The organism is Microbacterium sp. GCS4 (assembly GCF_001262495.1).
Classification (GTDB): Bacteria; Actinomycetota; Actinomycetes; order Actinomycetales; family Microbacteriaceae; genus Microbacterium.
The window spans coordinates 23,341-35,129 of the sequence record NZ_LGYE01000005.1 but is presented as its reverse complement, the minus strand read 5'-3'; the positions used below and the strand labels follow the sequence as shown (position 1 = coordinate 35,129).

Annotated in this window: 14 protein-coding genes and 1 tRNA gene; 9 read left to right on the top strand and 6 right to left on the bottom strand. The window is 69.8% G+C overall.

Features of this window, described 5'->3' with window-relative positions:
- Positions 1–15: 15 nt before the first annotated feature.
- Entirely contained in the window at positions 16–411 is a 396-nt protein-coding gene (locus AKH00_RS15635; protein ID WP_050723704.1) for a hypothetical protein, read from the bottom strand.
- A gap of 293 nt (positions 412–704) precedes the next feature.
- Positions 705–1,325, bottom strand: a complete 621-nt coding sequence (locus AKH00_RS15630; RefSeq protein ID WP_050723703.1) for a TetR/AcrR family transcriptional regulator — start codon at positions 1,323–1,325, stop codon at positions 705–707.
- A 181-nt stretch (positions 1,326–1,506) separates the two neighbouring features.
- On the opposite strand from AKH00_RS15630, the gene AKH00_RS15625 reads away from it, so the two are divergent.
- The 3 genes from AKH00_RS15625 to AKH00_RS15615 are packed head-to-tail and all read left to right on the top strand — an operon-like array spanning position 1,507 to position 4,873.
- A complete protein-coding gene (locus tag AKH00_RS15625) occupies positions 1,507–2,742 on the top strand; it encodes an MFS transporter (protein WP_050723702.1) in 1,236 nt (411 codons plus the stop codon).
- On the top strand, positions 2,739–4,328 hold the full coding sequence (locus AKH00_RS15620) for an amidohydrolase (RefSeq protein WP_050723701.1): 1,590 nt from the start codon (positions 2,739–2,741) through the stop codon (positions 4,326–4,328). The genes AKH00_RS15625 and AKH00_RS15620 overlap by 4 nt, the downstream gene beginning before the upstream one ends.
- A gap of 41 nt (positions 4,329–4,369) precedes the next feature.
- Entirely contained in the window at positions 4,370–4,873 is a 504-nt protein-coding gene (locus AKH00_RS15615; RefSeq protein ID WP_050723700.1) for a GyrI-like domain-containing protein, read from the top strand.
- Positions 4,874–4,928: 55 nt separating this feature from the next.
- Here the strand turns inward: AKH00_RS15615 and AKH00_RS15610 are convergent, their stop codons facing one another.
- From AKH00_RS15610 to AKH00_RS15595, 4 genes are all read right to left on the bottom strand, one after another.
- Positions 4,929–6,212 (bottom strand): sodium:proton exchanger, encoded by a 1,284-nt coding sequence (locus tag AKH00_RS15610; protein WP_050723699.1) that lies wholly within the window; start codon positions 6,210–6,212, stop codon positions 4,929–4,931.
- 354 nt (positions 6,213–6,566) lie between these two features.
- A complete protein-coding gene (locus tag AKH00_RS15605) occupies positions 6,567–6,854 on the bottom strand; it encodes a hypothetical protein (RefSeq protein WP_050723698.1) in 288 nt (95 codons plus the stop codon).
- Between the two features lie 102 nt (positions 6,855–6,956).
- Complete coding sequence (locus AKH00_RS15600) at positions 6,957–7,493, bottom strand: hypothetical protein (protein WP_050723697.1); 537 nt, start codon at positions 7,491–7,493, stop codon at positions 6,957–6,959.
- A 134-nt stretch (positions 7,494–7,627) separates the two neighbouring features.
- Positions 7,628–7,701, bottom strand: a tRNA-Pro gene (locus AKH00_RS15595).
- Positions 7,702–7,819: 118 nt separating this feature from the next.
- On the opposite strand from AKH00_RS15595, the gene AKH00_RS15590 reads away from it, so the two are divergent.
- The 6 genes from AKH00_RS15590 to AKH00_RS15565 are packed head-to-tail and all read left to right on the top strand — an operon-like array spanning position 7,820 to position 11,692.
- Positions 7,820–8,404, top strand: coding sequence for a GNAT family N-acetyltransferase (locus AKH00_RS15590; protein ID WP_050723696.1), 585 nt, complete (start codon positions 7,820–7,822; stop codon positions 8,402–8,404).
- On the top strand, positions 8,401–8,598 hold the full coding sequence (locus tag AKH00_RS15585; RefSeq protein WP_050723695.1) for a hypothetical protein: 198 nt from the start codon (positions 8,401–8,403) through the stop codon (positions 8,596–8,598). Before AKH00_RS15590 ends, AKH00_RS15585 begins: the two co-directional genes overlap by 4 nt.
- Before the next feature lie 20 nt (positions 8,599–8,618).
- Positions 8,619–9,074, top strand: coding sequence for a hypothetical protein (locus AKH00_RS15580; RefSeq protein ID WP_050723694.1), 456 nt, complete (start codon positions 8,619–8,621; stop codon positions 9,072–9,074).
- A 37-nt stretch (positions 9,075–9,111) separates the two neighbouring features.
- Positions 9,112–9,807: a lysoplasmalogenase gene (locus AKH00_RS15575; protein WP_050723693.1), complete on the top strand. Its 696-nt coding sequence runs from the start codon at positions 9,112–9,114 to the stop codon at positions 9,805–9,807.
- Complete coding sequence (locus AKH00_RS15570; RefSeq protein WP_050723692.1) at positions 9,807–10,193, top strand: RNA-binding S4 domain-containing protein; 387 nt, start codon at positions 9,807–9,809, stop codon at positions 10,191–10,193. The genes AKH00_RS15575 and AKH00_RS15570 overlap by 1 nt, the downstream gene beginning before the upstream one ends.
- 38 nt (positions 10,194–10,231) lie before the next feature.
- Entirely contained in the window at positions 10,232–11,692 is a 1,461-nt protein-coding gene (locus AKH00_RS15565) for an HNH endonuclease signature motif containing protein (RefSeq protein WP_050723691.1), read from the top strand.
- Positions 11,693–11,789 lie beyond the last annotated feature (97 nt).

Genomic DNA, 11,789 nt, shown 5'->3' with positions numbered 1-11,789 from the left:
ACCAGAGGCGCCCGGTCACCAGAAGCGTTCGGGTTCCGGTTCGGGGAGGCGGTCGCCGCCGCCCCACCGGTCGGCTTCGGCTTTCGCGGCGTCGACCGCGGCATCGGCACCGTGCAGCGCTGTGCGCGCTCCGGTCGCGCCGGAAGCGCCGGCTTCGACGTCGGCGTCCACGCGCAGAACGGTGTGCGCTCCCGGACCTCCGAACGTGACGGTGCAGTCGAGGACCCGACCGGTCCAGCGCACGATCTCGCCGTGGAGTTCCTCGACGCGGCGGTAGCGGATGCCGGTGTCGAGGTCGACGATCGACAGCACCGACGCCTCTCCGGTCGTCTCGTCGATCTGCTCCGTCACGTCGAGACGATGGCCGCTCGGGATGGCGAGCGGGGAGTGCAGCGCGAGCCTTCTGTCCATGGATCCACTCTAGGAGCGCGTGCCCGGAGGGCAAGGGTGAATGCGAACTCTCAGAAGCCGCGAAAAACTCGGTAGAAACATTCGTAGATTTCTTTGTCCCCCAAATGGCGGACAAGCGGGAATAGCGATATTCTGCTACGAGTAGCGGGGGCTACCGGCAGTCATCTGGGGAGAGACAGCCGATGGAAGCAGCGAGATCTTCGCCGCCTCCCCTACCGTCCGGGAAGGACGGTGCGCCCTCTCGAGAGATCCATCTGGGGTGGATGACTCGAGAGGGCTACCGGCCCGCATCCTCAGGGGGAGGATGCGGGACGGACACCCAGCAGGGCACGCAGCGAGTCGATCAGCAGCTCGACTCCCAGGTCGAACGTCCGGTCGGCTCGCGCGTCGCCCCGCTCGGAATCCTCCAGGATGCGCCCGAGCGTGCGCGTGCTCTCGCCCGGATCCCACACATCGTCGGGTGAGGCCAGGTCGAGTCCGAAGCCGATCGCGAACGCGTCGATGATCGCGATGACCGTGAGCACCTGCGACTCGGCGAAACCGCCGTCGACGAGCACGGTCGCGAGATCGTCGTAGGCCGCGATCACGGCCGGATGCGTGATCGTCTTGCCGATCAGGAGCGGCACGAGCTGAGGGTGGTCGGCGTACATGCGTCGCTGCGCCCGGAGCAGGTCCACCACGAAGCGGTCCCAGCTGCCCCCATCGGGAACGACCCGGTAGTCCTCCACGAGGCGCCCGCGCATCAGCTCGACGATCCCGTCCATGCCCTCGACGTGGTTGTACAGCGAGGACGGACGGACGCCCAGCCGACGGGCGATCGCGTTGACGCCGAACGGCTGACCGTCGCGCACCAGCGCGAGCCCGGCGGCGCCGATGATGTCGGGCGACAGCAGGGGGGCCGATGGGCGGGGCATGGATCTCTCGCTTCCGTTCACGCGGATGCCGCGAAAGCCACGCTTCCCTCCGGCATCCCTCCTGTGCATAATAGTGAACACCATTCGTCGACGAACACTATTCGTTTTAATGGACGACGCTCACCCCGCGCCTCCCGACCCGCCCTCCGCACAGTGACGTGCCCTCTCCCCCTGGAGCTCCATGACCGCCGTCGACCTCAGCACCCGCGTCCCCCTCCGGTTCCCGACCGCGTCCGCCACGTTCGCGATCGGCATCGCCGGCTACCTCGGCGTCAACCTCTCGCCGTACATGATCACGGCCGCGCAGACCGGCCTCGGCATCGACGTCCTCGGTGCGAGCTGGCTCGTCACCGCGACGCTCCTGCTCACCGCCGTCACGGGACTCGCGATCGCTCCCCTGTGCGCAGGAGCGCATCGTCGCACCGTGGCCCGCGCCGGCCTCGGTCTCGCCGCACTGGGCTTCGCGACCGCCGCCCTGGTTCCGGCGCTGCTCCTGCCCGGTCTGCTGCTGGGCGGCGCAGGGGCCGGAGGCGCGGTCGCCGCGTCGGGCGCCGCCCTGGCGGCCTTCCGCAACCCCGACCGCGTCGCCGGGTTCAACGGACTCGCGAATCGCGGCATCATCACGATCGTGCTCGCCGTGATCCCGCTCATCGGCCTCGCCCCGATCGACGTGTTCGGCGCTCTCGCCCTGTTCGGCGTGCTCGGTCTCGCCGTCTCCGCCTGGCTCCCTGCCGCCCCCGTCGTCGATCCGCAGGCGGCGGCCGCGGTCGGTGACGCCATGCCGATCGAGATCCCCCCGACCGGCACGGTGCGGACGGCGCCGGCACGATCCCGCACGGTCACGATCGCGGGCTTCGGGCTGCTCGTGGTGTTCGCCCTGTGGGCCGCGAGCGAGGACTCGCTGTGGGCCATGGCCGGAGTGATGGGCGCCGAACAGGCGGGCCTGAGCCCCGAGGGCCTGGGCATCGCGCTGAGCGGAGCGACCGCCGGAGGACTCCTCGGTTCACTGCTGCTCATGATCGTCGGCTCCCGTCTCGGCCGGGCGCTGCCGCTCGTGATCCTCCTCGCCGCCGGCGGCATCCTCAAGATCGTGGAGGGCTTCACGACCGATGCGACCGCCTTCATCGTCGTCTTCATCGCCTGGAACACCGTGTACGCGATCGCCTTCATGTACTTCGTCTCGACCTCGGCTGCCCTGGATGCGGATGGCCGATGGTCCGGCCCGCTCCTCGCCGTCTACCTCGTCGGCTCGGCCCTCACCCCGGTGATCGGCGCCGCCCTCGTGGGTGTGCTCGGCTTCCAGGGGTTCGCGATCGCCCTCGGCGTGGCGAGCTTCGTGCTGGCCGTGCCCGCCGGGGCGATCGCTCTGCTGTCCACGCGCCTCGAGCGCGCCGTCACCCCGGAGGCTCTGTCATGACCCGCACCCTGTACCGCAACGCCCGCATCCTCACCGCCGACGCACCCGGATGGGTCGACGCCATGGTCGTCGACGACGACCGATTCGTGTTCGCCGGGGCCGACGCGGACGCACCGGACGCCGATCACGAGGTCGACCTGGACGGACGGCTCGTGCTGCCCGGATTCACCGACGCGCACACCCACCTGCTGATGATGGGCGAGGCGCTCGGGCAGGTCGGCCTCACCGACGCACGCTCGCTGGAGGAGATCCAGGAGCGGCTGCGGGCGGCGCGGGCCTCGGCGGACGGCGTGCTGCGCGGTCGGGGGTGGCTTTTCGACGCTGTCCCCGGCGGGGCCCCGACCGCCGCCATGATCGACGCCGTCGTGGCGGACGTGCCGGTCTACCTCGACGCGAACGACTACCACTCCTGCTGGGTGAACTCCGCGGCCCTCGCCGAGCTGGGGATCGACCGCGACACCCCCGACCCGATCGGCGGCCGCATCGAGCGCGACGCCGACGGCGAGGCGACAGGGATGCTGTACGAGACCGCGGCGCAGCAGTACGCGTGGGCGCATCGTGACGCGACGACGACTGATGCGCAGCGCGACGCCGCCGTCGATCGCGTGGTGGAGGCGTACCTCACGGCCGGGGTCGTCGGAGCCGTCGACATGGCGTTCGATGGGCTCGGTCTCGCCGCTCTCGAGAGGGCCGCCGCGCGAGGCGCGCAGCCCCTCCGCATCGCGGCGCACTGGTTCGTCGCGAACACGGGAGACGACGAGGCGAACCTCGCCCAGGTCGCCGAAGCCGCATCGCGGGCTGCGCAGGAGACGGCGGGCGTGCGGGTCGTCGGCATCAAGCTCGTGCTCGACGGCACGATCGACGCCTGCACCGCCGCGATGCGCGATCCCTACGCGAACGGTACGAACGCGGGGCCGATCTGGCCCGCCGAGCGTCTGCTGCCGGTCGTCGCCGCTGCCGACGCGGCCGGTCTGCAGGTGGCGTTGCACGCGATCGGCGACGCCGCGAGCACTCTCGCCCTGGATGCGCTCGAGCACGCGATCACGGTGAACGGAGACCTGCCCCGACGCCATCGCATCGAACATCTGGAGTACGCGGCGCCGGGGACGGCGGAACGCATGGCGCGGCTCGGCGTGACGGCGTCGATGCAGCCCGTGCACGCGGATCCCGCGATCTTCGCCAACTGGGCGGCGCAGCTGGGCGACGAGCGCGTCGAGCGTGCGTTCGCATGGCCGGAGTACGAGGATGCGGGTGCGCTGCTCGCCTTCTCGACGGACGCCCCGACCGCCCCGCATGAGGCGCTCGCGAACATGTTCGTCGCGGCGACCAGGGCGTCGGCTCTCGACCGGGACGTCGCGGCCGTGCATCCGCAGTTCGCTCTGCCGCTCGACCGGGCGATCGCCCACGCGACGAGAGACGCCGCCGCCTCGGTCGGCGATGGCGACTGGCGCGGGCGCATCGCCCCCGGGCAGGCGGCGGACTTCGTGGTGCTCGCCGATGACCCCTTCGTGCACGGCGAGGAGACGCTGCTGTCGACGCGGGTGGTTCGGACGGTGATCGGAGGCCGCACGGTCTTCGAGGTCTGACGGGGCTTTGCTTCCGGGCGGTGCGCCGGGATCATGGGCACATGGGAGTCGACATCGAGGACGGTCCGCGCATCGAGGCACGGGCCGAGCGGCCGACGGTCGGCATCCGTCTCGTCACCCCTTTTCGAGGGATGCTGGCGGTGCGCGACGACCTGATCGCCGAGCTCACCCTCTGGCTCGCCGATCGGGAGATCGAGCCCGGTGGGCCCTTCTTCCTCAGACTGCACCGGGTCGACATGGCCGGCGACATGGACATCGAGGTGGGCGTCCTCGACACGTCCGCTGCGGATGCCGGGGACGAGCGCGTGCGTTCCGGGACGGCCTCCGCCGGCGACTACGCCCTGCTCGCGTACCGCGGAAGCTCGATGACCGCGAACAAGAGACTGCTCGCGTGGGCGCCGGAACAGGGACGGACGTTCGACAGCGATCCCGAGTCCGGCGTCTGGGCCGGGAGGTTCGAGATCCTCCGCACGGATCCGCGCGTCGAGAAGCGCAAGACCGCGTGGACGGTCGAGCTCGCCTTTCTCCTGCGGCCCGCGGGCTGAGGTTCCTGTCGGAGGCCGGCGGCTGAGGTTCCTCTCCTGCGGCCGCGGCTGACGGTCAGCGGGAGACGGGAATCGTGCCGGTGTCCGCCGTCGAGCCCCTCCCTGTCATCGCCGCCTGCCTGTGCGCCGCCGGCAGGGTACGACGGAACGGCGCCGCGAGCGTCGGCAGGACGTCCTTGCGGTGCAGGATCAGCAGCCCCACGGCGATCGCGACCTGGATGATCGACAGCACGTAGCGCCCCGTCGTGTCGGTCACGAAGAACTGCACCGCGAAGATCGCGGCGAGAGCGACGGCGGACCGCCAGTGGAAACGCAGCGCCATGATGATCGCGACCCCCATGACGGTCTGCGTGCCGGTGAGCACGAACTCCTCGATCTGCCGGGCGTCGAGCGGCAGATCGCCCCCGCCGCCGCCGAAGAAGTGCGCGACAGGCAGCGACCCGACGAGCAGGCTCCACTGATTGACCTTGGAAGCGATCAGGGTGCCGATCGCGGCGGCGCCCATGCCGCGCAGCGCGAAGAGCACCGCGATGATGAACTCGGGCGCTTCGGACGCGAGCGGGGCGAGCCACTGCACGAGGAAGTAGCTGTCGATCCCGAGCGAGGTGCCCGAGTCGACAAGGGCCGTGGCGAACGGCTCGGCGCAGGCGAGGATGATCGCGGCCGAGACGACGAACATCGTGACGACCGTGATGCGGCGGGTGCGCGTCGGCATCCCGGCGATGTCGGCGGCGGCGCCGACGAACTCCTCCTCGCCGTGGTCCTCGACCCGGCTCGCGCGCCAAAGGTACAGTACGAAGGCGGCGATCAGCACGAGGCCGAACCAGATCGGGATGGTGCCGAGCAGCGGGATCGCGAAGGCCAGCACGGCGAGGATCGCGAGAAAGCCCACGTCGAGACGGGCGGTGACGGGAAGGCCGAGGCTCGAGACGCGCCGCGTGTCGCCGCGAGCGAGTCCGCGATTGGCGACGACCAGCGCGACGATCACGACGAGCGGCCAGCCGAAGCCGAGCAGCAGCCGGTTGGAGCCGGTCATGTTCGCGGCGGCGTACTGGGCGTACTCGGGGTCGGAGCCCGAGCGGAACGCGTAGTACAGGTCGACCGCGTACTCGGGGAGCACGGCGATCAGCGCCAGGATCGCGATCGCGAGGGCGCCGGAGATGTCCTTCTGCGCCGCCTCGGCCGCCCAGGCGAGTAGGAAGCTCGCCGCGACGACCGCGGCGCCGAACACGAGCAGGTCGATGACGGGGTGCGGGTGGAATCCGAGGATCCGGAAGACGACGGCCGGAGCGGCGATCGTGAGACACAGCACGATGCGGCTGATGAGGGCGCGAGGCATCGCGCTCTCCTTTCGGTCTGGGCGCGACCGAAGAGACGACACAGCGGAGCTCCGGCCACACAGAGGGGCCGAAGGTCTCGCTCATCCCGGATCGGAACGGGGCACCGGACGATCTCCGTGAACGTCAGTATGTCGATGCACCCTCGGGCGGACGGCCCGGAGCTACTCCCCTTCGTTCCCACCAGTCTTCCGGGATGCCGGTGCGCGATCCAAGCCAGGAGAAGGGATTCGGAGGGTTTCGGGGAGCCTGAAGCGGAATCACGCGGGCGGGGTTCGGGCGGTTCTTAAGGTTTCGGGGAGGTGAAACGCGGGATGCCGGGCGTGTCGTCGCTTGGTGCTGCTTATGGGCCGTTGTCAGAGCGGGAAGCCGGGTGACCAGGCGACCACCGCGTAGGCGACGAACGGCGCGACAGCGAGGAGGACGACACCGGCGGTCATCGCGACTCGTCGTGTCCCGGGGAGCACGGCGGCGAGAAGCGTCACGGCGTAGACGACGCCGACGACGAGGGTCATGATCAGCGCGCTGCCCTCGCGATTGCCTTCGAAACAGTTCGGCGGGGCCGGGTACACCGCGGGGCAGACGAGCGGGCCGAACGGGACGGCCGCGAGCCAGATGAGCGCGACCGTCCCGATGGCGAACACCGACGCGAGAGAGAGAGAGAGAGAGAGAGAGACGGAGCCACGGCGCCGTGCGGGCGGAGCGTCGCGTCGGGAGTGGGGCGTCCGTCGTCTCCGTCATGGCGATCAGCCGCGTGCGGCGTTCTCCTGCGCGACGATGGCCCGCGCGAAGAACGCGATGCTGTCCTCGTCGCCGTTCTCGACGCGCTTGAAGGCCTTGTTCACAATGTTGTACGTCCCCGAGCCATGGGGGCTGACGACCGCGTAGTTGAGGACCTCGGGCACGTTGAGCTCGGGGAAGTCGTTCGCAAGCACCCAGTGGAGCCCTAGCGTGCGCACGAGAACCTCGCCGGCGTAGAACCCGGAGGCTGCCGTGACCTCGGCCGTGCGCTCACTGCCGCGCTCCTCGAAATGGGTGAGGATGCTGTCGACGTCGGCGAGACTCCGGAGCGAAAAGTCGAGATCCACGTCGGAGTCCTCCGCGAAGATGCCGACGAACCACTCGGCGATCACGGGGGCGGACTCGACCGCGAGCGGCGCGGGGAGCCCGAGCTCTCGTCCGCCGTACTGCGTGCCCCACGGGATCTCCTCCTTCCACGGCTGCGGCTCTGCGGCGGGCGGTGTGGGCTCCGGCGACTTCTTGCGGCGGTTGAACAGTCCCATGGGGATCCTTTCGATGGGCGTGATGCCTATCTTGGCGGGTCGCTGCGACATCGCCCGCGATCCGCCTTGGCCGGAGTGTCCCCCGGACATGCAGAAGGCCCGGAGACTCTTGCGAGTTCCGGGCCTTTCTTCGGTCGGGCTGACAGGATTTGAACCTGCGACCCCTTGACCCCCAGTCAAGTGCGCTACCAAGCTGCGCCACAGCCCGTTGTTCTGCACTCTCGCGCAGGCAACTCACCCATCTTAGCCTGACTCGCGGCACGTCCGCGAACCGACGGTCCGCCGGGCGTTGCACGGTGTCGGTGGCCAGGCGTAGCGTCGCGGGCATGGCGACGATCACGACAGAGGTGGCGACGACCGCCCGATGGGACGACGTCCAGCATGCGCTCACGGGCGGCGGCGATGGCGCCAGCTGTCAGTGCATCTGGCCCATGCTGCGCAACAAGGACTGGAACGAGACCTCGACTCCGCAGCGCACCGAGATGTTGCGCGAGGAGATCGCTGCGGGTCCAGCGCCGGGCATCATCGCGTACTCCGACGGCGAGGCCGCGGGGTGGATTCGCATCGGCCCACGCCCACGGCAGGCTCGCCTCGCGTACACGCGGGCGATCGCCGCCGCGACGAGCGAGCCCTTCGACGACGAGAGCGTGTGGGCGGTGACGTGCTTCGTGGTGCGTCGGGAGCATCGCGGAGCGGGACTCAACCGGGAGCTCCTTGCCGCGGCGGTCGACTTCGCCCGCGACTCGGGCGCACGGATCATCGAGGGGTATCCGGTCGACACCCGCGGCGCGAAGCAGCACAGCAACGAGCTGTTTCACGGCACGCTCAGCACGTTCCTCGCGAGCGGCTTCTCCGAGCACGGCCAACTCAAACCCGGGCGCCCGCTCGTGACGCTCGAACTCGACGCATGACCGGGGATTCGCAGCTGCCCGCCGCGATGGGCACGGTGGCACGACGAGAGCTCGCGCTGCACGGTCTCACACGGCTGGACCAGTTCGACGGAGCATCCGTACGCGACCTCCTCGCGATCCACGGCGTCGGCCCGAAGGCAGTCCGCATCCTGCGCGAGCATCTGGAACCCGAAGGACGATCCCTCGCCCCCTGAGCCGGCGCTAGCGTAGAGCCATGACCGACCAGCATCCGATCATCGACGACCCCGACCTCGGCATCCTCGTCCGCGCGACGACGGAGCTCAGCGACGGTACCGTCCTCACCCACGACTGGTACGCCGGCACGGTCACGGTCGACGACTCGGAGCTCGAGCTGATGCTCGAGGGCACGACTGCTGACGAGGCACGCTCCCTGATCCCTCGAGTCCGCGAGACGATCGCCGCCCTCGGCGGGCTGCGCCGCCTCGCATCGGATGCCGTCGTCACGGCCTTCAGTCAGGGAACGCCCGAGCCCACAGAACTCGACACCGCAGCATCCGATCTCGCGCTCGAGACGATCGAGGCCTCCGCCGACGGCACGATCGTGCTGCATCTGATCGATACCTGCGGCGAGCACTTCCCCGAGGGCTACTGGCCCGCAGTCCACCTCGGCGCGGAGGGGCAGATCGCTCAGGTCACCGTCGAGTCCTGAGCCGCAGCATCCCGGCATCCGACCATACGATGGAGGGATGCAGCGCCGCTCCGTCCTCCCGACGCTGGCGTGGGCGTTCCTCCCCTTCGCCGCGATCTCGATCGCGCATGTGCTGCTGCTCGCGCTCGACAGTCCCGCCGCGGGACCCACGAAGCTCATGCTCCTCCCCTTGCTGGCCCTGCCGGTCCTGGTGTCGATCGGCCGCATCGACAGCCGTGGCGCGCTCGTGCTGTTGCTCACCGCTCTGCTGTTCTCCTGGTTGGGCGACGGCGCCGGCGCGTTGTTCCCCGCTGCTCCGGAACTGCCGCTCATGCTCCTGTTCTTCGGCATCGCGCATCTGGCATACATCGCACTGTTCGCGCGTCATCTGAGCCTGCGACGGATGCCGTGGTGGGCGCTCGTCTACGCGGCATGGTGGATCGCGATGATGGTCGGACTCGGTCCGCATGTCGGCGGGCTGCTCGTCGCGGTCGCGATCTATGGGCTGGTGCTCGGGTCCACGGCGGCGTTCTCGACGCGGTGCCATCCGCTCGTGGCTGTCGGCGGGGCGTTCTTCCTGGCGAGTGACACGATCCTCGCGCTGCGCCTGTTCCTGCCGGATTCCCTTCCCGCCTGGAGCAGCCCCGCGGTCATGCTCACGTATACGCTCGGGCAGGGGCTGATCGTCGCCGGAGCACTGCTCTCTCTGCGCACCCGCCTTCCTGCTCTCGCCACATCACGGAAGGATGCATGATGGTGGATGCTGCGCGGATCGACAGCTGGCTCTGGGCCGTGCGCGTCTACAAGACCCGGTCGGCGGCGACGACCGCATGCCGTGCGGGGCATGTACGCCGGAACGGCGACAAGGTGAAGGCCGCGCAGCAGGTGCGGGTCGGTGATGAGCTTCGTGTGCGGATCGCGGGATTCGATCGGATCATGGTGGTGCGGCAGATCCTGGTCAAGCGCGTCGGCGCTCCGCTCGCGGCGCTCGCCTTCGAGGACAGGACGCCACCGCGTGAGCCGCAGGCCATGATCGGCGTGCGCGACCGAGGTGCCGGTCGGCCCACGAAACGCGAGCGTCGGGACATCGACCGGCTGCGCGGACGCGGTGAGGAGGATGCTGGTATGTTCCGTGACTGACCCTCGGTAGTTTCGAACATTTGTTCTAGGCTGGGGGTATGACCCGGCGCACCGATCTCGACCTCGACATGGAGGAACGGTGCCGCCTGCTCGATGACTGGGTCGACACCCGGCGACAGATCGCGGCACTCGAAGCACACGCGTCGGATCTGCTGATCGGCAGGATCGCGGTGCACGACGCGGATGTGGCGGAGAGCCCGTTCCACCGGGACGCGATCTACCGGTCGATGATCGCCGAGTACGCCGCCGCCGGACACATACCGCGTGCGACGGTGGAGCACGCGTTCACCGACGCCCGCACCCTCTCCCGCGACCTGCCCGCGGTGCGGGCCGCGTTCCAGGCTGGGACGATCACGGTCGGACACGTCCGCGAGATCGTCCAGGCGAGCATGGTCGTCTCCGAGGCGGTGCTCAACAACGTCGTGGATGCCGAGACGCTGGGCCTGTACGAGCAGTCGGTGCTCGTCGTCGCCGAACAGGACACCGCAGCCCGCACCCGAGCACACGCCCGCAAAGTCGCCGCCGCTCTCGCGAAGCAGACCGTCGTCGAACGCCACCGCCGCGCCACCGACGAACGATGCGTGAGCGTCCGCTCCGTCGACGACGGCCTCGCCCTGCTCACCGCCGTGCTCCCCGAATGGCTCGCCGTCGCGATCGCCGACCGCCTCACCCGCATGGCCCGCGAGATCGTCCGCAGCCGCAACGACCGCGAACCCGTCCTCCCGCCGCTCGAACCCTCCGCCCCCGACGACGAGTTCGCGCGCGACCTCCTGCCCGGCGATCCCCGCCTCGACGCCGACCAGGGGCAGAACATCATCCACGGCGAAGACGGAACGTACACGACCGACCCGCTCGCCGGACTCGTCGACCCGCTCACGGATCCGTCCAGCCCCGACATCGAGCACGCCATCGCCGATGAGCGCACCCTCGACCAGATCCGTGCCGACCTCCTCACCGACCTGCTCCTCGCCTCAGCCCCCTCCGAGACGCTCGGCACCGGCCTCGACGCCGTCCAGGCCCGCATCCAGGTCACCGTCGCCGCGACCACCCTCACCGGCACCGACGACCGGCCCGCCGAACTCGACGGCCACGGCCCCCTCCACCCCGACATCGCACGGGGCCTCGCCGGACGCAACACCGGATGGTCCCGCCTCTTCCTCGATCCCACCGGACTCGTCACCGAGACCGACACCTACACCCCCACCGCACCCATGCGCAGGTTCCTCCGCGCCCGCGACCAACACTGCCGCTTCCCCGGATGCCGAATGCCGACCCACCGCTGCGACATCGACCACACCCACGACCACGCCCGCGGCGGACGAACACGCACCGACAACCTCAGCCACCTCTGCCGCACACACCACACCCTCAAACACCCCGACATCGACGACCCCTACCGATGGACCGCACACCAGCACCCCGGAGGCGACCTCACCTGGACCAGCCCCCTCGGACGCACCTACACCGACCCACCACGACGACGCGTCATGTTCACCTGACACACGCACCGGCCGCGGCTGAGACGGCGTGGTCGCCAGTCCCCGTCGCGCCTCAAGGCACGCAGGGCGAACTCGCGAAGCGCGTCGCCCGCCTGTG

What these genes read in the sequence shown, in the direction of transcription:
- AKH00_RS15635 (WP_050723704.1), bottom strand. Translation starts at nt 411, where the DNA reads ATGGACAGAAGGCTCGCGCTGCACTCCCCGCTCGCCATCCCGAGCGGC.
- AKH00_RS15630 (WP_050723703.1), bottom strand. Translation starts at nt 1,325, where the DNA reads ATGCCCCGCCCATCGGCCCCCCTGCTGTCGCCCGACATCATCGGCGCC.
- AKH00_RS15625 (WP_050723702.1), top strand. Translation starts at nt 1,507, where the DNA reads ATGACCGCCGTCGACCTCAGCACCCGCGTCCCCCTCCGGTTCCCGACC.
- AKH00_RS15620 (WP_050723701.1), top strand. Translation starts at nt 2,739, where the DNA reads ATGACCCGCACCCTGTACCGCAACGCCCGCATCCTCACCGCCGACGCA.
- AKH00_RS15615 (WP_050723700.1), top strand. Translation starts at nt 4,370, where the DNA reads ATGGGAGTCGACATCGAGGACGGTCCGCGCATCGAGGCACGGGCCGAG.
- AKH00_RS15610 (WP_050723699.1), bottom strand. Translation starts at nt 6,212, where the DNA reads ATGCCTCGCGCCCTCATCAGCCGCATCGTGCTGTGTCTCACGATCGCC.
- AKH00_RS15600 (WP_050723697.1), bottom strand. Translation starts at nt 7,493, where the DNA reads ATGGGACTGTTCAACCGCCGCAAGAAGTCGCCGGAGCCCACACCGCCC.
- AKH00_RS15590 (WP_050723696.1), top strand. Translation starts at nt 7,820, where the DNA reads ATGGCGACGATCACGACAGAGGTGGCGACGACCGCCCGATGGGACGAC.
- AKH00_RS15585 (WP_050723695.1), top strand. Translation starts at nt 8,401, where the DNA reads ATGACCGGGGATTCGCAGCTGCCCGCCGCGATGGGCACGGTGGCACGA.
- AKH00_RS15580 (WP_050723694.1), top strand. Translation starts at nt 8,619, where the DNA reads ATGACCGACCAGCATCCGATCATCGACGACCCCGACCTCGGCATCCTC.
- AKH00_RS15575 (WP_050723693.1), top strand. Translation starts at nt 9,112, where the DNA reads ATGCAGCGCCGCTCCGTCCTCCCGACGCTGGCGTGGGCGTTCCTCCCC.
- AKH00_RS15570 (WP_050723692.1), top strand. Translation starts at nt 9,807, where the DNA reads ATGGTGGATGCTGCGCGGATCGACAGCTGGCTCTGGGCCGTGCGCGTC.
- AKH00_RS15565 (WP_050723691.1), top strand. Translation starts at nt 10,232, where the DNA reads ATGACCCGGCGCACCGATCTCGACCTCGACATGGAGGAACGGTGCCGC.